Source organism: Puia sp. P3 (assembly GCF_050632245.1).
In the GTDB taxonomy this organism is placed as follows: Bacteria; Bacteroidota; Bacteroidia; order Chitinophagales; family Chitinophagaceae; genus Puia.
This window is the reverse complement of the sequence record NZ_CP192583.1, coordinates 1,280,359-1,304,089: the sequence shown is the minus strand read 5'-3', so window position 1 is coordinate 1,304,089 and position 23,731 is coordinate 1,280,359. Positions and strand designations below refer to the sequence as shown.

24 protein-coding genes and 2 pseudogenes are annotated in these 23,731 nt (G+C 54.7%); 12 read left to right on the top strand and 14 right to left on the bottom strand.

Annotated features, from left to right (window positions below; genetic code table 11):
- Window positions 1-106 precede the first annotated feature (106 nt).
- The 10 genes from ACQ86N_RS07600 to ACQ86N_RS07555 all read right to left on the bottom strand — a co-directional run bounded on the left by ACQ86N_RS07600 (window position 107) and on the right by ACQ86N_RS07555 (window position 7,825).
- A complete protein-coding gene (locus ACQ86N_RS07600; RefSeq protein ID WP_431214635.1) occupies window positions 107-571 on the bottom strand; it encodes a FecR domain-containing protein in 465 nt (154 codons plus the stop codon).
- Window positions 466-1,134, bottom strand: a complete 669-nt coding sequence (locus ACQ86N_RS07595) for a hypothetical protein (protein WP_431214634.1) — start codon at window positions 1,132-1,134, stop codon at window positions 466-468. Before ACQ86N_RS07595 ends, ACQ86N_RS07600 begins: the two co-directional genes overlap by 106 nt.
- Before the next feature lie 121 nt (window positions 1,135-1,255).
- Window positions 1,256-1,777 (bottom strand): RNA polymerase sigma-70 factor, encoded by a 522-nt coding sequence (locus tag ACQ86N_RS07590; RefSeq protein ID WP_431214633.1) that lies wholly within the window; start codon window positions 1,775-1,777, stop codon window positions 1,256-1,258.
- A 249-nt stretch (window positions 1,778-2,026) separates the two neighbouring features.
- A complete protein-coding gene (locus ACQ86N_RS07585; protein WP_431214632.1) occupies window positions 2,027-2,200 on the bottom strand; it encodes a hypothetical protein in 174 nt (57 codons plus the stop codon).
- A gap of 17 nt (window positions 2,201-2,217) precedes the next feature.
- Window positions 2,218-3,522: a serine hydrolase domain-containing protein gene (locus ACQ86N_RS07580; protein WP_431214631.1), complete on the bottom strand. Its 1,305-nt coding sequence runs from the start codon at window positions 3,520-3,522 to the stop codon at window positions 2,218-2,220.
- 38 nt (window positions 3,523-3,560) lie between these two features.
- Window positions 3,561-5,999 carry a hypothetical protein gene (locus ACQ86N_RS07575; protein ID WP_431214630.1) on the bottom strand — a complete coding sequence of 813 codons (2,439 nt, stop codon included), beginning with the start codon at window positions 5,997-5,999 and terminating at the stop codon, window positions 3,561-3,563.
- Between the two features lie 153 nt (window positions 6,000-6,152).
- Window positions 6,153-6,377: a CBU_0592 family membrane protein gene (locus tag ACQ86N_RS07570; protein ID WP_431214629.1), complete on the bottom strand. Its 225-nt coding sequence runs from the start codon at window positions 6,375-6,377 to the stop codon at window positions 6,153-6,155.
- Between the two features lie 13 nt (window positions 6,378-6,390).
- Window positions 6,391-7,167: an NUDIX hydrolase gene (locus tag ACQ86N_RS07565; RefSeq protein WP_431214628.1), complete on the bottom strand. Its 777-nt coding sequence runs from the start codon at window positions 7,165-7,167 to the stop codon at window positions 6,391-6,393.
- On the bottom strand, window positions 7,151-7,420 hold the full coding sequence (locus ACQ86N_RS07560; RefSeq protein WP_431214627.1) for a hypothetical protein: 270 nt from the start codon (window positions 7,418-7,420) through the stop codon (window positions 7,151-7,153). The genes ACQ86N_RS07565 and ACQ86N_RS07560 overlap by 17 nt, the downstream gene beginning before the upstream one ends.
- A 168-nt stretch (window positions 7,421-7,588) precedes the next feature.
- Window positions 7,589-7,825 (bottom strand): hypothetical protein, encoded by a 237-nt coding sequence (locus ACQ86N_RS07555; RefSeq protein WP_431214626.1) that lies wholly within the window; start codon window positions 7,823-7,825, stop codon window positions 7,589-7,591.
- 215 nt (window positions 7,826-8,040) lie between these two features.
- On the opposite strand from ACQ86N_RS07555, the gene ACQ86N_RS07550 reads away from it, so the two are divergent.
- The 12 genes and pseudogenes from ACQ86N_RS07550 to ACQ86N_RS07495 all read left to right on the top strand — a co-directional run bounded on the left by ACQ86N_RS07550 (window position 8,041) and on the right by ACQ86N_RS07495 (window position 20,563).
- Complete coding sequence (locus tag ACQ86N_RS07550; protein ID WP_431214625.1) at window positions 8,041-8,913, top strand: hypothetical protein; 873 nt, start codon at window positions 8,041-8,043, stop codon at window positions 8,911-8,913.
- 180 nt (window positions 8,914-9,093) lie between these two features.
- The gene (locus tag ACQ86N_RS07545) at window positions 9,094-10,263 is read left to right on the top strand and encodes a TonB-dependent receptor plug domain-containing protein (RefSeq protein ID WP_431214624.1); all 1,170 of its coding nucleotides are present in this window, start codon (window positions 9,094-9,096) and stop codon (window positions 10,261-10,263) included.
- Window positions 10,247-11,425, top strand: coding sequence for a TonB-dependent receptor domain-containing protein (locus tag ACQ86N_RS07540; protein WP_431214623.1), 1,179 nt, complete (start codon window positions 10,247-10,249; stop codon window positions 11,423-11,425). Before ACQ86N_RS07545 ends, ACQ86N_RS07540 begins: the two co-directional genes overlap by 17 nt.
- A 197-nt stretch (window positions 11,426-11,622) precedes the next feature.
- Window positions 11,623-12,078 carry a hypothetical protein gene (locus ACQ86N_RS07535; RefSeq protein ID WP_431214622.1) on the top strand — a complete coding sequence of 152 codons (456 nt, stop codon included), beginning with the start codon at window positions 11,623-11,625 and terminating at the stop codon, window positions 12,076-12,078.
- Window positions 12,079-12,099: 21 nt separating this feature from the next.
- The gene (locus ACQ86N_RS07530) at window positions 12,100-12,603 is read left to right on the top strand and encodes a hypothetical protein (protein ID WP_431214621.1); all 504 of its coding nucleotides are present in this window, start codon (window positions 12,100-12,102) and stop codon (window positions 12,601-12,603) included.
- Window positions 12,604-12,635: 32 nt separating this feature from the next.
- Window positions 12,636-13,169, top strand: a complete 534-nt coding sequence (locus tag ACQ86N_RS07525) for a hypothetical protein (protein ID WP_431214620.1) — start codon at window positions 12,636-12,638, stop codon at window positions 13,167-13,169.
- Window positions 13,135-13,746: a RagB/SusD family nutrient uptake outer membrane protein gene (locus tag ACQ86N_RS07520; RefSeq protein WP_431217311.1), complete on the top strand. Its 612-nt coding sequence runs from the start codon at window positions 13,135-13,137 to the stop codon at window positions 13,744-13,746. The genes ACQ86N_RS07525 and ACQ86N_RS07520 overlap by 35 nt, the downstream gene beginning before the upstream one ends.
- A gap of 105 nt (window positions 13,747-13,851) precedes the next feature.
- Window positions 13,852-17,193, top strand: coding sequence for an FG-GAP-like repeat-containing protein (locus ACQ86N_RS07515; protein WP_431214619.1), 3,342 nt, complete (start codon window positions 13,852-13,854; stop codon window positions 17,191-17,193).
- Window positions 17,193-18,356 (top strand): annotated as a pseudogene (locus tag ACQ86N_RS07510) (FG-GAP repeat domain-containing protein); the annotation flags it as partial. The gene ACQ86N_RS07515 and the pseudogene ACQ86N_RS07510, both read left to right, overlap by 1 nt.
- A 136-nt stretch (window positions 18,357-18,492) precedes the next feature.
- The gene (locus ACQ86N_RS07505; protein ID WP_431214618.1) at window positions 18,493-19,074 is read left to right on the top strand and encodes an FG-GAP-like repeat-containing protein; all 582 of its coding nucleotides are present in this window, start codon (window positions 18,493-18,495) and stop codon (window positions 19,072-19,074) included.
- 86 nt (window positions 19,075-19,160) lie between these two features.
- Window positions 19,161-19,784 carry an FG-GAP repeat domain-containing protein gene (locus ACQ86N_RS07500; RefSeq protein WP_431217310.1) on the top strand — a complete coding sequence of 208 codons (624 nt, stop codon included), beginning with the start codon at window positions 19,161-19,163 and terminating at the stop codon, window positions 19,782-19,784.
- On the top strand, window positions 19,781-20,563 hold the full coding sequence (locus ACQ86N_RS07495) for an FG-GAP repeat domain-containing protein (RefSeq protein ID WP_431214617.1): 783 nt from the start codon (window positions 19,781-19,783) through the stop codon (window positions 20,561-20,563). Before ACQ86N_RS07500 ends, ACQ86N_RS07495 begins: the two co-directional genes overlap by 4 nt.
- Before the next feature lie 31 nt (window positions 20,564-20,594).
- On the opposite strand, the gene ACQ86N_RS07490 is transcribed toward ACQ86N_RS07495, so the two are convergent.
- The 4 genes and pseudogenes from ACQ86N_RS07490 to ACQ86N_RS07475 form a co-directional block, all read right to left on the bottom strand.
- Window positions 20,595-21,338 (bottom strand): GyrI-like domain-containing protein, encoded by a 744-nt coding sequence (locus ACQ86N_RS07490; protein WP_431214616.1) that lies wholly within the window; start codon window positions 21,336-21,338, stop codon window positions 20,595-20,597.
- The gene (locus ACQ86N_RS07485; RefSeq protein WP_431214615.1) at window positions 21,305-21,496 is read right to left on the bottom strand and encodes a hypothetical protein; all 192 of its coding nucleotides are present in this window, start codon (window positions 21,494-21,496) and stop codon (window positions 21,305-21,307) included. Before ACQ86N_RS07485 ends, ACQ86N_RS07490 begins: the two co-directional genes overlap by 34 nt.
- Before the next feature lie 284 nt (window positions 21,497-21,780).
- Complete coding sequence (locus ACQ86N_RS07480; protein ID WP_431214614.1) at window positions 21,781-23,346, bottom strand: DUF6734 family protein; 1,566 nt, start codon at window positions 23,344-23,346, stop codon at window positions 21,781-21,783.
- Window positions 23,343-23,716: pseudogene (locus tag ACQ86N_RS07475) on the bottom strand (cysteine peptidase family C39 domain-containing protein). The gene ACQ86N_RS07480 and the pseudogene ACQ86N_RS07475 overlap by 4 nt, the downstream one beginning before the upstream one ends.
- Window positions 23,717-23,731: the final 15 nt, after the last annotated feature.

The window sequence follows — 23,731 nt, the reverse complement described above, 5'->3', positions numbered from 1 at the left end:
ACAGTTTGTTCATAAGCCTTAATTTGATGTTTTGTATCAGGTTTTATAGAATAGACAAGCCCATCGGGCCCATGGGCCTCGTCAAAAAGATGAATATGCCGGTTGCTTATTTCGCCTGTATGGAGTAACTTTTCCCCGCCGTCTTTTTAAGCGTCAATTCATTGATCTCGCACAGCGTACTCAGGAAAGACTCCACGGTCTCCATCCCGCCGTTGAACACCCCCGTAAATTCCATATTCTGCAGGCTTACCCCATCATACGAAATAGTAACGGAACATTCCTTCTGTAGTTGGTTGAATATTTCTGCCAAAGATTCCTTTGTAAAAGACAACACCACCGGCTGAGGCCCGGCCGCGGCCACCGTTTTCGACTCCTCCCTCCTCACCTGCACCGTAAAATTGCTGTTGTTCAGCAACACCCGCTCCCCAGGCCGCAGATATACATCCGAAAAAGATTGGCCTCCTACTACCACCCGTCCGCTATACAGCTGGACAGTCGTGACCGGACTGCTCTTATCGCTGACGCGAAACACCGTTCCCAGTGCCGTCGTGACGATATTCCCCGCATGCACCGCAAAAGGCCTCGCCTTATCTTTCGCGACGGTAAAAACCCCTCCCCCTCCAGATAAATGTCCCGGCGATTATTGATAAAAGGGCTATTGTAGCTGATCTTACTCCTTCCGGACAACTTCACCTGGCTCCCGTCAGGGAATGAATATATTTGCGGTTTCAGCGTACTATTCTCTATCGTCCTAAGCCCGGCGACAGCCGCGGCAACCACCGGCGCAGACACCACCGGCTTCTGAATAGCCACCGCCCCCCTACTCCTGTTCAGCAACCTGCTCGCCCCTACGACCACGATCACCACAGCCGCCGCGGCAGCCAACGCATAGCGCATCTTCCTCACCGGCGCCCTCCTTTCCATCTTCCCAACCTTCCCCTCGATCACCTCCAGCATCTTCTCTCTGGGCACAGCCGAACGCACATCTCCCTCAAACCCTTCCCAGCTTGCCTCCGTAAGATATTGAGCCAGCTTCTCCGGATACTCCCTGAAAAATGCCCTTACCACCTCTTCATCCTCCTCATTACCCCTTCCGGAAAGAACCAGTTCAATTAATTGCTTTGAAATGCGCATATCTATTATTCGTTTGAAAAGGCTCTTACCCCTAGCCCGCTAAAAAAAATATTTCTCCATTTCCCAAAAAAATCTCCCCGTGGGGACCACCAGTCCCTCACAAACAATAATCCATCCTTCCCTAAAAAAATTGTAAAATACTCTTCCTTAGATACTTCAACGCCTTCGAGATATGAGTTTCGATCGTCTTTGGAGAAATTGACAACTGGGCGCTGATCTCATTATGTGAAAGATTATTGAACCGGCTCAGCTTGAAGACCTGCTGACACTGCTCCGGCAACTCCTCGATGGCCGATAGCACCATCCCCAGCTCCTCTTTATATATGAACCGCTCGTCTTCCAGCTGCTCCGAAACAAATACATCCGACAACTCCTGCGTGCTCCTGATCTTTTCCCTTCGCAGCAGATCGACCAGAATACTCCTCGCTATACGGAACAACTGCGTGGAAATGGTATACTCCTCGGAAAGCCCTTCCCTCTTCTCCCACAGCCTTATAAAACTAAGTTGGACGGTCTCCTCCGAATAATACACAGACCCCGTATATCTGTAGATATACTGATAAAGTTTTAAATGATACTGCTCGAAAACTTTATAAAAAGCCTCCTTATTACCTTCTTTTATATCCTTGGTTTGTATGAGCACAGCTTGCGTTATGGGGCTCAAAGGTCTTAGTTAGTTTTGAAAACCGGTATCAATATAAGATTATTTTACTATTAATAACGGGTGATATATTCTATCTGTTATCCAAACTTCGCATGAAAGCGATTACATTTTTGCGCTCCTCCCTGCTAAGCCCCAGACTATCAAAAGGCAATGTCTGATTCGGAATTTTGATCCCTAACCCGCCGTTTGCATTAACCCTCCCCCTGATACTTCCTACGTTTGCGAGAGCTACTTTCCAATAAGTCGAATATGATATTCCTGTATCATCGCGGGATTCTCCGGCGTAAGCGTCAGCCTGACCTCCGCATTCCCCCTTTCACCCTCAATAAAAAAACTTCCCCGTAAGTTATTCTCCGCTTTCATCTCCCCTACCTTCACCACCTTCCCGATATTCTCAAACACAGCCCCCGCCTCCTTCCTCAACGAATCCAAAAAATTGTCTTCAAAAAATTCACCGCAAATATCCCCGATTCCTTTGCCCCTTCCCAACCGGGCAACAACGCCAGCAGTTCCTTCCTTCTTTGTTCCAGTATCCCGGTCACCGGCACCGTCCTCGGCTTCAAACCCAGTATCCTCACCAGCGTATCCAGCACCTGCATATTGATAGCCGCGGCATTGGCATAAGTAAGATTGCCAAAACTCACAACCCCGACGCCATAGTCGGTCAGCATCATCCAGTTGCTGCCGAAACCAGGCAGCCCGCCGGTATGCCCGACCATCGTCCTTCCCTTGCAGTCCCTGCTCCACCGCAGACCATAGCAATAGGCAGAACTCACCGCGCATGCCTGACCGCCTGGATAATACCTGAACTGCGTATTCAGCGAATTGAATGTCCAGGGCTGCTGCATCTCCCGGCAGGAACTCCGCTTCAACGGTCCCTCCTCGGCCCCGCTCCGTGAAGGCCAGGCCGCCAGCTGAAATGCCAGATATTTGGAAAAATCTTCGATCGTCGTGATCATCCCGCCCATCGCCCCGTAGGCCCCGTCATGCAGCATCGGCTGCTCCACCCATCCCCCGTTAAGCCAGCGATACCCAAGCGCCAGCCGCGGCGCCGGCACCCTGGTATATTCCCAATAGGTATGCCCCATCCCCAGCGGTCCCAAAATATGTTCGGTGATATAGTCTTCATAAGGCTGTCCGGACACCTTTTGCACGATATAGCCAAGCAAGGTAAATCCGAGGTTGCTGTATTCATAACCGATACCAGGGCTGTTCGAAAAGCTAATCCCCTTTCTGACCAGCCTCATCAGCGAATCATCACTCACCTCCAGTTGCCGGTCCCCCCACGGATTGTCCTCCGGAAAACCCGCCGAATGACTCAGCAGATGGCGGATAGTTATCGGCGGAGCATCCGACGCCGGCCCCTGCTGCCCCTTTAGCTCCGGTATATACATCGAAGCAGGATCATCCAGACCCAACTTCCCCGCATCCCTCAGCTGCAAAATGGCTACCGCCACAAAGCTCTTCGTCATCGACGCGATCCGGAAATCCGAAGCAGGCGTGGCCGGTATCTTCTTCCCGACATCACTATACCCCACCGATCCCGTATAGACCAGCCGTCCGTCCGCCACGATACCATACACAAATCCCGGATAATGATTCCGGGCGGCATAACCCTTATACAATCCGTCGATCACCGGAAATGCGGCGCTCATATCCGCAGTCACCTGCGAGATCCCCGGCCTCACCAACAATAAAGAAATGGCTAATAAAAAATGTCTCATTGGACAAATATACCTATCTCACCAGAACCATCGTCCCCTTATGCGAGATAACCTTCCCCGTATACGTCGTCCCCTGTACCATCCATACATACCCGCCGACATCGGCCCTCCTCCCATTGACCATCCCATCCCATCCCTGTCCCAGCTCGCGAGGTCCTGTACATCAGCTGTCCCCATCGGTTATATACCACAAAGAACTGCAAACTGGCCATCCCTGGCGCAATCGGCCGGAACACCCTGTTGGACGTTCCATCCGGCGTAAAAGCACTAGGCACAAATATATCCGGGGAAGTCTTATACACAGTCACCTTCACCTCCGCAGAACCCGTACAACCGTGCGCCGACGTTGCCGTCACGAGATACCTTACACTATCGGTCTCACCGGTATAGCTCGCAATAGGGTCCGCAATATCCGGGTTATCCAGTCCGATAATGGGCGTCCAGGTGAACTTGTCACCACCCGCCGTCGTCGTATCGTCCGAACTTGCATGCAGCTGCAGAGGCTGGTTCATCACCACCGAAGTATCGTTTCCCGCATCCACATTTATCTTCGGAAGCACCTGGACCAGAAACGTATCCTTCAGGATATTGGGACAACCGGCATTCTCCACACTCAGTACATAAAGGGTCGTCGTCAGCGGAGCGGCCGTGATGGTCATCGACAAGGGCAGCGCAGACACACTGCCATTCCCCGCACCGGTCAGGTTCGCGGTAGTGTTCCAGGAATAGTCGGTGCCGATCGAAATAGTACTGGTCAGCGTAGCCGGCGTATTATAACAGATCAGCGTATCCGCCGGCGCCGAACTGGCTTTCGGGAAAGGAACATTGACATAATCGATATCGGCGATATCGCTGTACGCAGAAGGACAAACACCGCTCTGTACCAGCACCCGATATTTTGTAGGCGCCGACAGCCCCACCAGAGAATACTGATCTTCTTTGTATACGGGCGCAAAATCCGTCCAGCCGATCGCATCCGGAGAGGACTGCCAGTTGACCGGTTTCCCCACCTCATCCTGTAATGTCAGCAGCGCATCCTTCGTCTGGTCCTTGCAGAATGCCATGAAAGGCGGCGTCAGCTTGCCACCTACGGTTTTAGGATCCACCAGCACCGTGGTAGCCGTGGTAGTATCTATCGTACAGGACTCTCCATTCTGCACCAGCGCCCGGTAGGTGGTCGTCGCCGTAAGGTTCTGGGCCGTATACGGCATCGCCAGGCTGTTCACCACACTATAGTTCGTTCCGTCCGTCGTCGACAGCCAATTCACCACACTCCCCCGGTTGCCCGTCACCGTCAGTACACTGGCGTTTGTACCCGTGCACACTTCGATTCCGCCGGTCGCATCACCGGCAATCGTCGGCGGCGCGGTCGTAACGGGCAGCGTCGCACTCAGGTTGGCGCAGCTGTTGGCCTCATGGACGACTACCGTCCCGACGGCATTGCCGATCTTTACCTGCAGCACACTCGTATCCGTAGACGATACGATCTGCCAGTCGGCCGGCACGGACCACTGGTAGGTTGCCCCCGTCAGCCCGGGCACGGAATAGGTCAGCGTATTGCCGATACAGGCCACGGCCGGCCCACTGATCTGCAGCCCGGCACAGGTATTCCTCAGCGCGATATAGGAGTAGGCAAAATGCCCGCCAGGCACACAGTTATCCGTCTCGAACGTCAGTACCACCTGCTGCCCCCGCCGGGGCGACAGATCAAAGGTCACCTCCGTCCAGCCCTTCGCCCACACATCCCGGAGATGCTCCGCATTCGGGCTCTGGGAATTGGGGTTGGAGTTGGGAGAAGGAAGGTCGCTCAGATAGAACCCCTGACTCTTCGCCAGCGCTGAATCCAGTATCGCACCACTCCCCCTGCTGTCCGCATTGTTCAGCGTTGGCAAAAAATAAGACGGCGAGGCACAGGCGATAACGCCGTCATTGGTCTTCAAAGTCGCCGAGAACAGCGGCTGCTGGGCGGAATTATGCGTCCCGTTCTCCAGCACCATCGCATACGCATAGGTCATCGTATAGGGCTCCTCGGGAGGGCCCGCCGGAACACTTATCCGATAGCTCACTCCCCGCACATAGCCCCCGCCTACCCCCGAACCGCTGCTACGAGTAATGGTAGTCGAACCCAGTAAGATGGAATTAGTGTATTTATAACCGTTGATCGTAGGTATCGTAGGATACTTCCCGTAGGCATCCGTCCCCGGCGTAGACAATATCTGTATCCCTGGAACGCTGGGGAGATTATATTCGTAGATAACACTGACACCCTGGGTGCCCGAAGGAGCCCCCGAAGAGGAATCATAATGCTGCAACCGGTCGTCCGGCGCCGGATTCCCCGTCGCATTGTTCCCCGTATAAGCAGCCCAGTGCGTAAGACTGCCCAGTGAAAAATTGTTGTTCAACGGGCAGGACTGTGACTGCGCAAAACACGCAGCTACGGCAGTTACTAGAAAAAATAGAAGTACAAAATGCTTCATCGTGGGATTTTTTCGGCGATCTGCGTCCGGGTTCTCAGGGGATATGAAGATTCAAAAGGAGGGAAGCTCAAGATACAATATTTTCCCACCCCTTCCTACCGAATACGAAGGAAAAGCTGTCCAAGTTGCCTGGCCGGTTCAATCAACTGATTTTCACTTCTTACGAAAGACCGCCACAAGCGCGATAAAGATCCAGATGACGTTTACTACCGCGGAAGGAATGGCGTGATGATATAGTGTATTTACGATCAGACATAGGCTCCCCGCAATGTTGAGGGTATAATAAGCCGCGGAGTCGGATGCCAGCTTCCTGAACATATTTAACGCATAGGCCAGCACGATCGCCACGCTCCCGATCCACCCGACGCTCTCGATCAATATGATTTGTGTATTACCACCCACCTTGCAATCCCAGTTTTAGTGCTTTTTGATACTGCCGCAGGTCAAAACTATACAGGTACGGAGCCTTATGCGCTACCCCCGTCCTCTTCTCATCCAGACTGCGCAGAATGCCATAGGAAAACACCTTCCGCTGAAAATTTCTGCGGTCCAGCTTCCGGTCCAGTATCGTCTCATACAGTTTCTGCAGCTCCGGCAGCGTAAACTTCCTTGGCAAAAGATTATAGCCGATCGGCTGATGGTTCAGCTGCGTCCGCAATACGGCCAGAGCCGTTTGCAGGATATGATCGTGGTCCAATACCATCGTCCCCCTGTCCCCGAGATTATACCAGCTGCAGGCATCGGAGAACATGTCGGGGCGCGGATCCACCTTCGAAAAGTCGACCAGCGAATAAAATCCCACACTGATGAACCGCTGTCCGAACCACGCCGCCCTTTTCCGGTTGATCCCCATCTTTTCCAGGTCCTTCGCCCGGTTCTCCGGATCGCTCCGCAGAGGGTCGCTAAACACCTGGAATTGCTGAAGAAATATGTTCTCCAGTCCCGTCCGCTCCCGCAGCGTGCGGATGGCAGCCTCTTCCAGCGTCTCCTCATGCATCACAAAGCCACCGGGCAATGCCAGCCTGTCCAGATTCTTCATCTTCAGCAGCAGTATCTTCAGCTCATTGGCGTGCCAGCCAAACACGACACAGTCCAGCGAAATATGCGCCAGAAAATGCGTCTCCGCGTCGTCCAGCAAACGCCCGATATCGTCATTTTGTCTCTCCATATACTCCATCGATCTCCTCTTCTATCTTCTTCAAAAATTCCCGCAGATAATCCGCATTCTTCTCCGCCAGCCGCCTCCCCGCCCCCGTATTCATCATGGCCGGCAGTTTCAGCAGCTTCACCTGAAAATGATCCAGCGCAAACCGCTGGTCATCCACTACCCTCCCCTTTGCCATCGGATCGCGGCCGTCGAACAGCCGCTGACTCATCTGACCCGCCGTATAAAATACCCGGGCCAGCCCTATCGCCCCCACAGCCTCCATCCGGTCCGCATCCTGCAGGATCCTCGGCCTCGGCCGTCAGCGGCTTCACCCCCGCCGAAAAACTATGCGCGTGTATGGCGTGCCGCACCCCGGCTATCTTCTCCCGGGGAAAATCGGAAAAATCCGCCTCCAGCAACGCCGTCGTCCGCTCGGCACTCATCAGCGAGGCCATACTACGCTGCGGATGATTCTTGGGCAACGATACCAGATCATGAAAATAGGCCGCGGCCAGCAGAACCAGCTCGTCAGCCTGCCCCCCTCCTCCCGGTTGATATACCGCGCCGCCTTCCACACCCGCTGAAAATGTCCCAGATCATGCGATCCATCCGAATGATCACCGTTAGACTCTATCCATTCCGTAAACCTCTTCTCCCAGTTGGCCAGTAAATGTTCCATCCACCAAACATAAGACTATTCCCCCACCACCTCTCCTAAAATTCGTCCCCGCCTATCACCAACTTTCCCGCCGTCTCAAAATTTTAGTGGGTTCCCCCTAAAAGATCGCAGCCGATCTCTTTAATTCTCCACCATCAACAATTCTCCTCTATCCAACGAATCAATAATAATACTAATTTCGTATAGTAGTTTTAACCATCAAATCTTCATTGGATATGTTCTCGGTCAAGGGTTGTATACTGTCCTTCCTGTCGGGCGCCTTCTTCTTCTTCCTCGTCCTCTCCTCCGTATGGTGGATACCGACAGGAATTGCCTTCTGGCTCGTCTACTTCTTCATGGAATCCCGCCGCTCCGGATCCACCCCCTCGAAGAAAGTCGTACTTTTACCCTCGGCTACAATAAGAAGAAGAATGGGGCTGCAGACGACACATATAATATATAAAGACGAACAGATCCGGCACTCCTACCTCTGCTCCTATCTCCCCCTGACCGCAACTGCCGATCCCCTCTCCCGCAGCCTCCTCAAATTCAAACGCGGCAGACAACCCGACCTCGCCAACTGGATCAGGGCAGCCCTCGAAGGCTTTAGCCACAATCCCCTTTCCCCCGACACCATCATCCTCCGCGCTCTCCGCCACGACGAAACCGAGATCCCCCAATCCCCCAAAACCCAGTCCCCCGAAACCGCCCAGACCCAACAACCCGCCGAACCCCAAACCCAACAATCTTCCCAGTCACCAACCACCCCATCCCTCTTCCCAATATCAATCACCTCCCCCACACCCCTCGACCTCCTCGGCCAAAAACTCGCCACCTCTTTCAACTGCCAATACCTCCCCTCACACCTCCAAAAATCCAAACCGACCCTCAGCAACAAAACCCTCTCCCGCGAACAACGCGAAACCCAACTCCAAAACATCTACTCCATCTCCCGCTCCCTTCCCACCCACCACCCCATCCTCGTCATCGACGACATCTTCACCACCGGCGCCACCACCCGCGCCATCATCCACGCCCTCCGCCAGTCCTCTCCCAATACCCCCATCGAACTATTCACACTCGCCAAAGCCACCTACCCTAACCGCTAAATCCCCTCCTTCACCCTTTGCTAATTCCTTTTAGCTAATATTCCATCCCACCCTTGCAGCACCCAATTCAATTATAATGTCCATACCTGTCAGTAACAGAGGATTATAGATCGGAAAAAAAATTTGTTAAGTAATCTATAATTTTTTTACTTTGATCATTAATTGCTAAACTTTTGCTTTATGACCATTCAACGATCGCTTGCCCGATGGGTTAGCTTCCTCCTGCTTTGTGTACTTTTCACACAAAACGCATTTTCCCAAACCAAAACAATCACCGGTAAGGTCTCCGACGACAAAGGCACACCTGTCGCCGGCATCAGCGTTACCGTAAAAGGCTCCAAAACCGGTTCCAGCACCTCAGCCGACGGATCTTTCTCCGTCAACGTCCCCACCACCGCGACCACACTGGTTTTCAGCGGCGTTGGCTATACCTCCCAGGAGGTCACGATAGGTGACCAGACCTCCCTTACCGTTACCATGGCCACTACCACCTCCAACCTCAACGAAGTCGTAGTCGTCGGTTATGGTACCGCACGCAAGAAGGACGTCACCGGCTCACTCGTATCCGTCCAGGCAAAAGACTTCAACCAGGGCGTAGTTACCTCCCCCGACCAGCTCCTCACCGGTAAAGTATCGGGCATGGAAATTACCAACAACAGCGGCCAGCCCGGCGCCGCAACAACCATCAAGATCCGCGGTAACAACTCCATCCGGGTTAACAACAACCCGCTGTATGTTATCGACGGAGTTCCCCTCGACGGCCGCACCGCCCGCCCCAGCCTCAACCTGGGCCAGAACGGTCTCGACTTCGGTCCTACCCCGGAAACCAACCCCCTGCTCTATATCAATCCCAACGATATCCAGCAGATCGACATCCTTAAAGACGCCTCCTCCGCAGCCATCTACGGTTCCCGCGGCGCCAACGGCGTTATCGTCATTACTACCAAAAAGGCGGCCTCCAGCGGCACCAAGCTCGAGTTCAATACCAGCTGGGGCGTCAACATCGGGTACATGAAAAAATACCACGTGATGAATGCCTCCGAATACAGGGCCAATCTCGCGAAATACAATCTCAAATTCGACTCCGGCGCATCCGTCGACCCACTCAAGGAGATCGCCCAGCACAAACTGTCCCAGAACTACAGCCTGGCGCTCAGCGGCGGCAACGACAACGGAAAATTCCGCGTCTCCTTCCTCGGCTCCAGCAACCAGGGCCTCATCAAAAAGACTTCCCTCGACAAATACCTCGGTAACTTCGCAGGTACCTATAAATTCCCTGGACAAAAGGATCACCTTCGATTTCAACCTCATCGCGGGCCACACCACGGAAAACATGCAGCTGCTCAGTAATACCGCCGGCGCAGGTGGCAACCTGATGTCATACGCACTCAACTGGAACCCCACCAAGGCGCTGCGCAACGGCAACGGCTATAGCCTTGCCGCTAACAGCTTCTCGGCAACCAACCCGCTGGCCGTACTCGACGGATTCAGCGACGTAGCCGACGTCAACGTTTTCCTTGGCAATATCTCCGCTACCGTAAACATCATCAAAGGCCTCGACTATAAATTCCTCTACGCCATCAACCACGGCAGCGGCGGAAGAAGAACCAACATGGACGGCTGGGTCGACAACCTGAAAGGCGTATCCGGGGCCGGCTTCGCAGCCATCAACACGACTGTCCTGACCTCACAGACCTTCACACATACCCTGAACTACCGCACCGACCTCACGGAAGACCTCAAACTCGACGCCGTAGCCGGCTATGAATACTGGAAAACGGACTTCTCCAACGACGCCAGCGCCGCCACGGGCTTCAATACCAACGTCGACTTCAACAACCGCGTCGGCGTCAAGTATACTGAGTTTATGCAGAACGCAAAGACCCAGTTCCCGATGAGCACCATCGAAGACCCGAGAACAGAGATACAATCCTACTTCGGCAGGGTCACCCTCAACCTCCGGGACAAATACTACCTTACCGGTACCATCCGCGCGGACGGATCCAACAAATTCGGCTCCAACAACAAGTATGGATACTTCCCCTCCGTCGGTGCTAAATGGAATATCAGCAACGAAGACTTCATGAAGAACAGCGAAGTGTTCAACAACCTCGGGTTCCGCGCTTCATGGGGTATCACCGGTAACCGGGAATTCCCCGCCGGCGCCGCGCTCGAACAGTTCAGCTCCTCAGCTTATAACAGCATCGGCCAGACCAACGTCGCCAACCCCGACCTCAAATGGGAAAAAACGACTTCCATCAACCTCGGCCTCGACTACGGCTTGCTGAGAGGCAGGATCTACGGTGCCATCGACTACTATCACAAGAACACCACCGACCTGCTCTTCCAAAGCACGGCTATTCAACCTGCCCCCGCCTCCATCTACTTCATCAACCTGCCCGCTCACCTGATCAACTCCGGTGTTGAGTTCTCGATCGGAGCAGCAGTGGTTCAGCAGAAGGACTTCTCCGGGACGTCAACTTCAACATCGCCTATAACAAGAATAAGCTGACCAAATTCGACCAGGCGCCCATCCCGACCGCACAGGTCAGCGGCAACGGCGTATCCGGAGCACTGGCACAGATCATCACAAACAACCAGCCCGTCAACGAATTCTACCTCAAGAAATTCAATGGATTCGACCAGGGTGGCAACCAGATCATCGCCGATACGCCTTCTTTCGTAGGCGACCCCAATCCCCACGTCCTCATGGGTCTGAGCACTTCCCTGAGGTATAAGAAGCTTTCGCTGAGCATGAACTTCAACAGCGCCACCGGCTATGTGATCTACAACAACACGCATAACACCATCACCAACATCGGACAGTTCTCCAAAGGCCTCAACTCCGACGTCAAGGACTTCAAGACCACCGAAAGCATCTCCGACGGCGTAGCCGCCTCCAGCAGATACCTCGAGAACGGCAATTTCGTCAAGCTCAGAAACGCCACCCTCTCTTATATGATTGGTGACGTCGCCGGCGGAAAGGTTAAGAACCTCAGCGTCTTTGTCAGCGGTACCAACCTTTTCGTGATCACCAAATTCACAGGTTTCGACCCGGAAGTCAACGTGGATAAGAGCAATAACAACTATCCTTCACGTAACATGGAGTATATTCCCTATCCTACTCCCCGTTCGATCAGCTTTGGACTTAACCTTGGATTATAAAAATTTGATAAACTCAGACATATGAACACTATGAATAAATATATTAAAATGGCCGCGGGGATGGTGACACTGGCGATTGTCGCCAGTTGTACCAAGCTGGACCAAAACCTTAATAGTACCTTGACCAACCAACAGGCGGCCAATGCCCTCGGCGCCGCCTTCGTACTCCAGAATGCATACAACGACGTAGGCAATCCCTATTCGGACAACGGCAACATCTTCGCACTGGAAGAAGTTTCGGCCGACGAATGCCTTATCCCTACCCGTGGCAGCGACTGGGATGACAACGGAAAATGGAGAGCCCTCCACCAGCACAACTGGACCGTCGACGGAGTCGATGTCTTTCTCGCCATGTTCAACGCAATGAACAAGATCAACTTCGACGCAACCAACGTACTCACCCCTCGTTCAAAGCCTCGAAGGGTCAGATCGCCGAAGCGCGCTTCATCCGCGCCATCGCCCTCTACCAGATCCTCGACCTGTGGGGTCAGTTCCCCTTCCGTCCGCCGGGCGACAACCTGCTGAACGCACCTAAGGTATACACCGGAGACAGCGCCGTGCAGTTCATCATCTCCGAGCTCAACGCCGCGTTGCCCGACCTCGACGCCGGCAATACCGTAATCCAGGCCAACCAGGACGCGGCAAGATTCCTGCTCATGAGACTCTACCTCAACCACGGCGCATTCGTCAACCGCTCCGCGCCGACATTCTCCGATGCGGATATGCAGCAGGTCATTACTCTCGGCAACACTATTCTCAATAATCCCAAATATGCCTGGAGCGCGAACTTCTTCGACAACTTCAACCCGACCAACAGTTCGAGCAAAGAGACCATCTTCGCCTGCCCCAACACCGCCGGCGTCGTCACCAACAACACAGGCATCCACAACAAATGGTGGTCGACCCTGCACTATAACCAATACTTTACCAAGTATGGTTCACAGGGCGGCTGGAACGGATTCTCCACCGTCGCCGACTTCTACAACACATTCGGAGTAAATGCGACCATGACCGCAACGCCCAATGACACGCTCATAGACCCCGCATCGGCGGACGATTCTACAAGGGATCCACGGACATTTCAGGCGTAAGGCCGGGTATCCTCATCGGACAGCAATACGACGAAAAGAACAAACCCTACACAGACCGCAAGGGCAACCCCTGATCTTTACACCGACTATCGCGTCCGACCTTAAAGAGCTTGGCGCAAACCTCGAAGTCACCGGCTACCGCATCCTGAAATACCCGGCCGACTATTCCAACGCGGGTGTCAACTATAACAACACCGCCGGCAACTGGGCGATCCTTTTCCGCTACTCGGACGCACTCCTCATGGTGGCAGAAGCCATGATGCGCAAAGCATCTCCCGACAACGCCGGCGCCCTCGCCCTGGTCAACAAATTGAGAGCAGCACGCGGAACCACGGCCATGACTACCATGACCCTCAACGACGCCACCAACGTCTACGCGCCCAACACGCTGCTGGCAGAAAGGGGACGCGAAATGTACTGGGAAGCTACCCGCCGTACAGACCTCATCCGCTATGGCATGTTCCTGAAAGCATGGGCATACAAGTCGGTTACTGGCGATACCAAGAACCTGCTGTATCCGATTCCGACAGCCGCCCTTGCAGCCAACCCGAACCTGAAACAGAACACCGGCTACTAACAATAGCTGATCAATAAACTTTAACAGGGGCCATTCAAAAATGGCCCCTTGTTTTTTTCCGAACCCCTAAGAATATACTACCTTGTATCCCAACTGGAATTGCCAATGAGATCACTCCCACTCCTCACCGTTATCTTCCTGTTTTGCGCCTGCCACAACAACAATACCACCCCAACCCTGTTCCGGCTCGAACAAAATACCGGCATCGACTTCAACAACAAGGTCGACGACGGCCGGGTGGAAAATAGCTTCCTGTTCCGCAATTTCTACAACGGCGGAGGCGTAGCCATCGGAGACATCGACAACGATGGACTCCCAGATGTCCTGCTCACCTCCAACATGGGCGACAACAAGCTCTACCTCAACAAAGGCAATTTTAAATTCGAAGACATCACCCGCCAGTCCGGCATCACTCAGGACAGCATGTGGAGCACCGGCGTCGTATTCGCCGATATCAACCACGACGGCTGGCTCGACATCTATATCTGCAACTCCGGTCACATGGCTTCCGGCCACCGCCGCAACAAACTCTACATCAACGACCACCACAATCATTTTACCGACTCCGCAAAAGCATTCGGTCTCGATATCTCCGCATATACGACCCAGGTATCCTTCTTCGACTACGACAACGACGGCGATCTTGACTGCTTCATGATCAACAACAGCCCCATCCCCGTCAATACGCTCAACAACTCCAACCGCCGCGACCTCCCCGACGCCGAATGGCCCGTAGCACCCTTCCTCAAAGGCGGCGGCGACCACCTCTTCCGCAACGACGATGGCCACTTCACCGAAGTCACCCGCCAGGCCGGTATACACGGCAGCCTCATCGGCTTCGGACTCGGCGTATCCGTCGGCGACGTCAACAACGACGGCTGGCCCGACGTCTTCGTATCCAACGACTCCTACGAAAGAGACTACCTCTACATCAACCAGCGCAACGGCACCTTCAAAGACGAAATGGAGAACTGTTTCGGACACACAAGCTTCTCCTCCATGGGCGCCGACCTCGCCGACATCAACAACGACGGGATGCCGGAGATCTTTACGACGGATATGCTCCCCGAAGACGACTATCGCCTCAAAACCCTCGGCTCCTTCGACAATATCGACCTCTACAACGCAAAACTCAAATCAGGGTTCTACCACCAGTACATGAAGAATTGCCTCCAGCTCAACAAAGGCAACGGCCAGTTCATGGACATCGCCAACTACAGCGGGGTGTCCGCAACGGACTGGAGTTGGGGCGCCCTCATCTTCGACATGGACAACGACGGCCTCAACGACATTTTCGTCTGCAACGGCGTCAACAAGGACGTGACCAACCTCGACTTCATGGACTTCTTCGCCAACGAGGTCCTTCAGAAAATGGTCCTCACCGGCCAGCGACAGGGTATAGAGACCATCCTGAACAAAATACCCGTCAACCCCATGCTGCACAAAGCCTACCACAACACAGGGCAGCTCAGCTTTACAGATATGGGCGCCGGCTGGGGCTTCAGCCAGCCCTCCTTCTCCAACGGCGCGGCATACGGAGACCTCGACAACGACGGCGACCTCGACCTAGTCATCAACAACGAGAACGGCCCCGCCTTCATCTACCACAACAACGCACGCGAACAGAACGGCAACAACTATATCGCCATCACCCTGAAGGGCAAAAGCCCCAATACCTTCGCCATCGGCGCCAAAATCAAGGCCTTCGCAGGGAGCCAGCAGTTCTACCGCGAGCTCATCCCCAGCCGCGGCTTCCAGTCCAGCGTCGACTACAAGACGACCATCGGCATCGGCCAGACAAAAAACCTCGACTCCATTATCGTCATCTGGCCAGACAACTCCTGGACAAAACTCGACCATCCCGGCATCAACGAGACCCTGAAACTCGACCAGACAACCGCCTCCGTCAACCCACACTATCCCCCGCCCCCACCCGTCGACTCCGCAGCCCTCCTTCTCCACCGCCTCCAGGGACCCTTTCTGAAACACACGGAGGACGAGAACGAAGACTTCCACTACGAACGCAACCTGCCCAAAATGCTCTCCCGCGAAGGACCCAGATCGTCCGTGGCAGACGTCAACGGAGACGGCCTCGAAGACGTCTATGTCGGGGGAACGCCCGGTCACCCCGGACAACTCTACCTGCAAACCGCAAAAGGCGGATTTCAGCTCAGCCCCCAGCCCGCATTTGACCAATTCAAAGACTTCGAAGACGGCGCCATCCTCTTCCTCGACGCCGACCACGACGGCGACCGCGACCTGTTCATCGGCCCCGCCGGCAACAACAACCCGCCCGACAGCCGCCAGATGCAATTCCGCATGTTCATCAACGACGGACACGGCCATTTTACACTCGACGCCTCCACCTTCCAGAACAACGGCAACGGGGTCAACACCTCCGCCGCGATCGCCGCCGACTTCAACGACGACGGCTATCCCGACCTCTTCATCGGTGGCCGCAGCATCCCCCGCGAATACGGAAGCAGCCCCTATAGCTTTATCTACCTCAACGACAAACACGGACACTTCACCGACAATACAGACTCTATCAACCCCGCCCTTCGTCACCTCGGCATGGTCACCGCCGCCTGCTGGGCCGACTTCACCGGCGAAGGACACCCGCAGCTGCTCGTCACCGGAGAATGGATGGCGCCCCGCCTGTTCTCCTTCCGCAATAACCACTGCACCGAAATAACGACCAGCCTCCGCAACCTCTATGGCTGGTGGGAATCCGCACTCGCAACCGACCTCAACGGCGACGGACGCCCCGACCTCGTACTCGGCAACCTCGGCGAGAACTTCTACCTGAGACCCGACTCCGCCCACCCCGTCAAACTTTGGGTCAAAGACTATGACCACAACGGCATCTACGACAAAGTCCTCACCCGCTTCGTCGGCAACAAAGACATGCCCGTCTTCCTCAAACACGATATGGAACTCCAGCTGCCCATGCTCAAAAAACAGAACCTCAAACACGACGCCTACGCCCACAAGTCCATCCAGGAACTGTTTCCCCCCGGCGCCCTCGACAGCGCAGAGGTCAGCACCTTCAACTTCTGCAGTTCCATCGTCGCCATCAATCAGGGCAACGGCCAATTCCTCATCACCCGGATGCCCACCAGCGTCCAGCTCTCGTCCGTCAACGCCATCCGCACCACCGACATCGACCAGGACGGCCACCCCGACCTCGTCATGGGCGGCAACGAATTCGGATTCCTTCCCCAGTTTGGCCGCCTCGACGCGAGTTTCGGCCACGTACTGCTCAACGATGGACACGCACGCTTCACCGACCTCCCGTCGAACCGTTCAGGCCTCAGCCTGCCCGGCCAGATCAGAGATATCAGCCTGATTCCCGGGAAGAATCATGTATATTTACTCTTCCTGCAGAATGACGAGTATCCGGTCCTCTTCGAAACCCGATCCGACAAAAGAAAGGAAATCCAGTAATGCGCTATATCACCTGTCTTCTTCTCACCGTCGTCACACTGTTTTCCAGCTGTAGCAACCCGGGCCGGAAAGTCGACAACCCCCTCTTCGAAGTACTGGACGGCAGCAAAACAGGCCTCGCATTCAGCAATACCCTGCATCCCGACCAGAACTTCAACGTTCTGGACTATATGTACTACTACAACGGCGGCGGCATCGGCGCAGGCGACTTCAACAACGACGGCCGCATCGACCTTTTCTTTGCCTCCAACCAGGAAGACAACCGCCTCTTCCTCAACACCACCACCGGTCCAAACACGGGTCCCCAATTCCGCGACGTCACCCAAACCGCCCGCATCCCCCAGGACCACGGCTGGTCTACCGGCGTATCCGTCGCCGACGTCAACAACGACGGCCTCCTCGACATCTACGTCTGCAAAGTGGGCCGCCTCGGTGGCCTCCCAACTACCCACAACCAACTCCTCATCTGCCAGGGCATCGACAGCAACGGCGTCCCGACCTATAAAGACGAAGCCGCTCAATACGGCCTCGACTTCTCCGGCTTCAGCACACAGGCCGCCTTTTTCGACTACGACGGCGACGGCGACCTCGACCTCTATCTCATGAACCACTCGATCCACGAGAACGGTACCTTCGGGCCGAGAAAAGAAAAACTCGCTACGTCCAACCCCTTCTCCGGCGACCGCCTGTACCGCAATGACGGCAACGGAAAATTCACCGACGTCACCGCACAGGCCGGCATCCACAGCTCGGTCATCGGCTACGGCCTCGGCATCACCATCGCCGATATCAACCTCGACGGCTACCCAGACATCTACATCGGCAACGACTTCCACGAGAACGACTATCTCTATATCAACGACGGAAAAGGACACTTCACGGACGCCACAGAACAGCGGATCATGCATACCAGCCAGTTCACCATGGGCGTTGACGTCGCAGACGCCAACAACGACGGCTATCCCGACATCATCACCATGGACATGCTCGCCTACGACCCCAGCATCCTGAAACGCTCCCTCGGCGAGAATACCCGGGACATCTACAGGATGAAGATCGGCTACGGCTACAGCTATCAGTATACCCGCAACAACCTCCAGTTCCAGCGCCCCGACGGCAACTTCTCCGAGATCGGACTCTACTCGGGCGTCGCCGCCACCGACTGGTCCTGGTCGCCGCTCTGGATCGACTTCGACAACGACGGCCTCAAAGACCTCTTCATCGCCAACGGCATCCCGAAAAAGACTCAACGATATCGACTTCATCAATTTCCTATCCGACCAGCAGCTCCAGGAACAGATGCACCAGAGCACCGACAAGGACATCGACCTCATAAAGAAATTTCCCGAGATCAAACTGCCCAGCAAATTCTACAGGAATACCGGCTCGATGAAGTTCACCGACGAAGCCGACAGCATCTCCGGATCCATCCCCAACTACTCCAACGGCGCCATATACGCCGACCTCGACAACGACGGCGACCTCGACCTCGTCGTCAACAGCATCGACGGACCCGCGCTTATCTACCGCAACAACTCCGGTAATCGGCAAAAAGCCGACTACCTCGACGTCCGGCTGCACGGCCCCGAAAAGAACCTGCGGGCCCTCGGAAGCAAACTCATCCTGTTCAGTGGAAAAGATATCCGCACCTGCGAAAAATACCCCGTCAGAGGATTTATGTCCAGCATGGATATCCCCTGCACATGGGCCTCGGCCATGCATCCATCGATTCGCTGTTCCTCGTATGGCCCGACAACAGCTGCCAGCGCATCGACCGGCACGCCGGCGACACATCCATCAGCCTCTCCTGGCAGCCCGGCCTTCCCCGCTTCGACTACAGACTGCTCACCGCCCACTATGCCAACCCCACACCACCCGTAAAAGATATTACCAATAGCACCGGACTGCTCTACCGGCACACAGAGAACGATTTTCACGAATTTGACCGCGAACCGCTGCTTCCCCATATGCTGTCCACCGAAGGACCCGCACTGGCAGTAGCCGACATCAACAACGACGGCCTCGACGACGTCTTTATCGGAGCCTCCAAATGGCAAAAGAACGCCGTATTCCTCCAGGCAAAAGGAGGCACATTTGCCCGCGCCGCCATACCCACCCTCGGTGCCGACAGCAGCTATGAAGACGTCGACGCACAATGGGCAGACTTCAATAAGGACGGAAATATGGACCTCGTGGTGGCCAGCGGCGGCAACGAGTATTACGGAAAAGATACACTCCTCAGCCCCCGCATATATCTCGGTGACGGCAAAGGCCATCTCACAAAACTCAGCGACGCTTTTCACGACCTCTATATAAACGCTTCTTCGGTGGCGGTCGACGATTTTGACGGAGACGGATACCCCGACCTCTTCATAGGCGGGAGATCCGTTCCCGGGAATACGGCAAGATCCCCAACTCATACCTGCTCCGCAACGACGGTAAAGGCCACTTCACCGACGTCACAACCACCCTCGGAAAAGACCTCTCCGGCATCGGACTGGTTACCCGCGCCTGCTGGTGCGACCTCGACAAAGACAGCCACAAAGACCTCCTCCTTTCCCTCGAATGGGGCGGGCTCGTCGCTTTTATGAATACACAGGGCCGCTTCGTCAAAAAGATGGTCACTACAAAAAAAGGATGGTGGAATTTCCTTATGCCCGTCGACATCGACAATGACGGGGACATCGACCTGATCGCTGGCAACCTCGGCCTCAACAGCCGCCTCAGCGCCTCCTCCGAGCAGCCCGTCCGTATGTACTACTACGACTTCGACGGCAACGGAAAAAAAGAACAGATCCTCACCTACTACCTCAACGGAAAACAGCTCCCCTTTGCCGACAAAAGCGAGCTCGAACGACAAATGCCCTCCCTGAAAAAGAATTTCCTCTACGCAAAAGACTTCGCAAAGGCATCACTCACGGACCTCTTTCCTGAAGAAAAACTCAGCCAGGCCGATACCTTCACCGCCGACTACTTCGCCAATTCCATCTTCATCAACGATGGACACGGCAATTTCACGGCGACAGCCCTCCCATGGAAAGCCCAGCTCTCCCCCTACAGGGACGCAGCGGTCGCCGACGTCAACGCAGACGGCCTTCCCGATATCCTCCTCTTTGGTAATTACTATGAAAACAACATCCAGATGGGGCGCTACGACGCAGACTATGGCACCATCCTCCTCAACAAAGGAAAGGACAGTTTCTCCGTCACCCCGCTCAACAGCCTCGCCATAAAAGGCCAGGTCCGCCACATCCTCCCGCTCACCATCGCCGGATCCCCCTCCTTTATACTCGCAAGAAACAACGACAGCGCAAGAATCATCCGCTTCTCCTCACCCGCAGCCCCCGCCGCAAAAACTCACCAACCCTGATTCCCCCCAAAATTCCCTACCCTAATTCCGCCTATGACACGGGCTGTACCACCTGCGTTACCCAATTCGTCGTATCCGATTCCTGATCCCTTTCCGTCACCAGCAGCTGAAACGGCAGCGCCATCGTCACCTTCTCGTAATCCGTCAGGTATTGCTGCAACTGCTTCATCGCCCGTTCAGCCTTCCAGGGACCGCCCCTCGTCTGCCCCACCACCACCTTCCATGGAATAAACCGCTTCCGCTCAAAAATTGCATTCCCGTCCAGCGCAACGTCCGTCGCAATACCGATCATCGACTCATACTGCCCATTCTCCAGCGGTGTCACGTGCAGCATCGGATGATCTGTTTCCTTTGCGCCATGCTCGGCGATATACTTCCGCAACGCCCCGATCGTCTTATAGATATCCTTTGTATCAGGATAGCCCACAGTCTTCATTTTGGCGATCAGCAACACCGAATCCTTTGAGATCGCATTCCATACGTCGATTCCATAAACATTCTCCTTCTTCTCCATCCAGGCGCGCGCATTTTCAAGCATGACGTCCATCGCCTTCTTCAGCCCTATAGCATCCCGGTATCGCGCATAACGCAGCAGTGGATTCCCACTCGTCGGCACCACACAGGTCCACTGCAGAAGAAGAGAATCCAGCGTCAGCGGCAGAATATTCACCCGGCCGCTATCCCTGAAACCGCCGCCCGCCTGATCAAATCCAAGTTCCGCCGCATGATAATATTTACCGGTCAGCGCAAAAACCCGAGCCCCCCCTGCTGCCATTTCTCCCAGTTGGCCTCCTCGATGATCGCACGACTGGCGCCACTCGCCGTGCACCGGACCGTCTTCGTTACTACGATATGCAATTGCCCCGGAATGACCAGATAGCTCCCGGCTATCAACAGAACCACAACACCCACCAATGATAGTATCAGTTTCATAAGCACGTAAAGTAAAAAAATCCCGGCCTGAGCCGGGACCATAACAAAAAATTTCAGCAAAAATTAAAGACCTCCGCCAAAACAGCCGGATCCACAGGAAACAAAACTACCATGGCCGGCCGCGGCGCAATACGAAGCCTGGCAAAACCCAAAATAAGTTCCACCCGTGCACACAGTGTAGCAGCTGTCGCCACCGACAACCTTTTTCATTTCATTCTTAGTTAGCTCCTTTCCCAATTTCAGGGAACCAAGCTGTTTTAATTTTTCTTTCATATGGAAAATGTTTAATGCTCTGAAGTTACTAAAACACCCGCAAATAACAATCGCTTTACGCACTCTTCTATCAGCCCTGAATATGCAGTATAATCGCGCTGAATATCCTCCGGATCGAAACACTCCTCCAACTCCGAAAGCAGGTCCTTCAACGAACGCGGCTCCTGACAAGCCTCTGCGATCAGCGCATCCAGTTCGTCCAGATAATATTCGCTTACAGATAATTGTAACGCCGCAGGCGTTATCACCACCTTCCCCGATACCAGCACCTCCTCGTCTTCACCGCAGTTAAAGTTCAGAGAAATGATATCTTCGATCCGGTTGCTTTTTTCGTTTACCCATTTTCTTTTCACATCGACAACCAGCGCATCCGGGTTCCACCGGAAATAACATTCCGCCCGCTCCCCAGGCGGCAGCGAGAACAGATTCAGGATCCCCCGGTAAACTTCGAATTCCTTTCTTTCGCACATGCCCAGGTCCGCTCCCTCCCCAAACAAATGCCGCGCATGCCGGACACTCGCAGACTCGAGCCTGCTCACCTCTTCAAAAGACCGCCGCTCCTGCGGCGCAAGACTCGCTTCATCCCACGATCCATACTTCCTGGTGAGCCAGGCCCGCGCCGCTTCCGTCCGTTCATACCCCGCCCCATCATCCCCCATCTTACCCAGATATATCCTGCTCCGCAACGCCGTCCCCACCCCCCGCAGCGATTCGATGATCCGGTAATAACTATCAGGATACTCATCCCGCAGACGCTTCGCCAGACTATTACACACCCACTGCAATTTTTTAAATCCGCCGACCGGATGGATCAGCGGCGCCGGCGGAACATCCTGAAACCGCACCAGCTCCTTATATAACGGGTCTTCCACTACCTCCGGCAAAAAAGCGGCGACGTCCACACCCTTCTCCTTTGCGATGCAATAACACAAATACTGCTCGTAGATAAAATTGAGATCGTTCGGCTGCACCTCTCCAAGGCAGGACAGATTCTTTTCCACGAATTCAAAAGCGGCCCGGCAATAGTCCTGAATAACAGCTATCGCGGTCCCGCCAAAAAGGCCGGCATTACAGCTGTATATCTCCCTGCCCGCATAACACGAACGCCCGAATGGAGGCGGCAGATAAGAAAAGCACGCATTTATCCTGTCAAGCGTCGCCCGGTAAAAGAAAAGATCCTTTTCGATATTCTGACACACCAGCGGCGAACCCAGCCACTCATCCGAAGGCGCCGCCCCGAGTATAAGGTCTCCATCCAGATGCAAAAAGGGTTCCTGCTGCAGGCTATAGGAGTAGATCTTGGCCATCGACCAAAGACCCGCGGGATAACGCCCGGACATCCCGTCAAGAGCCGTCGAGACCCGCGAATACGGCAGCCCCAGCACCCCCACCAGCATTTCCGCACCCGGCCCGTCCGTGACCAGCCCGACCTTCCCGAAGATCTTATGCGCCTGAAGGACGCTGAGAGCCCAGCTCATCCAATGATACTCGGCCGAAAGCCACCCTCCCGTGAACCCATACAATTCCTCCCCGGTCCTTACACCCGGACCCGACCAAAATGTCTGAATATAATTCATAGCTCGCTTTTTATCGGCAACCCCGGCCCCGGCTCCAGCAACAGCGCGATCCCCTTCCCCTCACTGCCCCACTGCTCCAAAAACTCCTCCTTCCCCATATCAAACAAACCCCGCGCGGGATCGGCTACCCATACCCGATCGTCACTTATTTCATACACCACCAAAAATGCCGCTCCGACCAGTGCGCGATGAACGGTACCAAATTCCCTTTCTCTATCACTTCCAGTGTTACCTCCGTCGCCATCGTCCGGAAACCGACCGCCTCAGCCGCGCCGCTCAGCCCCAGCAGGCTAATTCCATCCGCCGTCATTTCACACAGCTCCACAACCCTCGCCGATGTGCAATGCATCCCATAATACTGCGCGATCATCGCAATACACGCAGG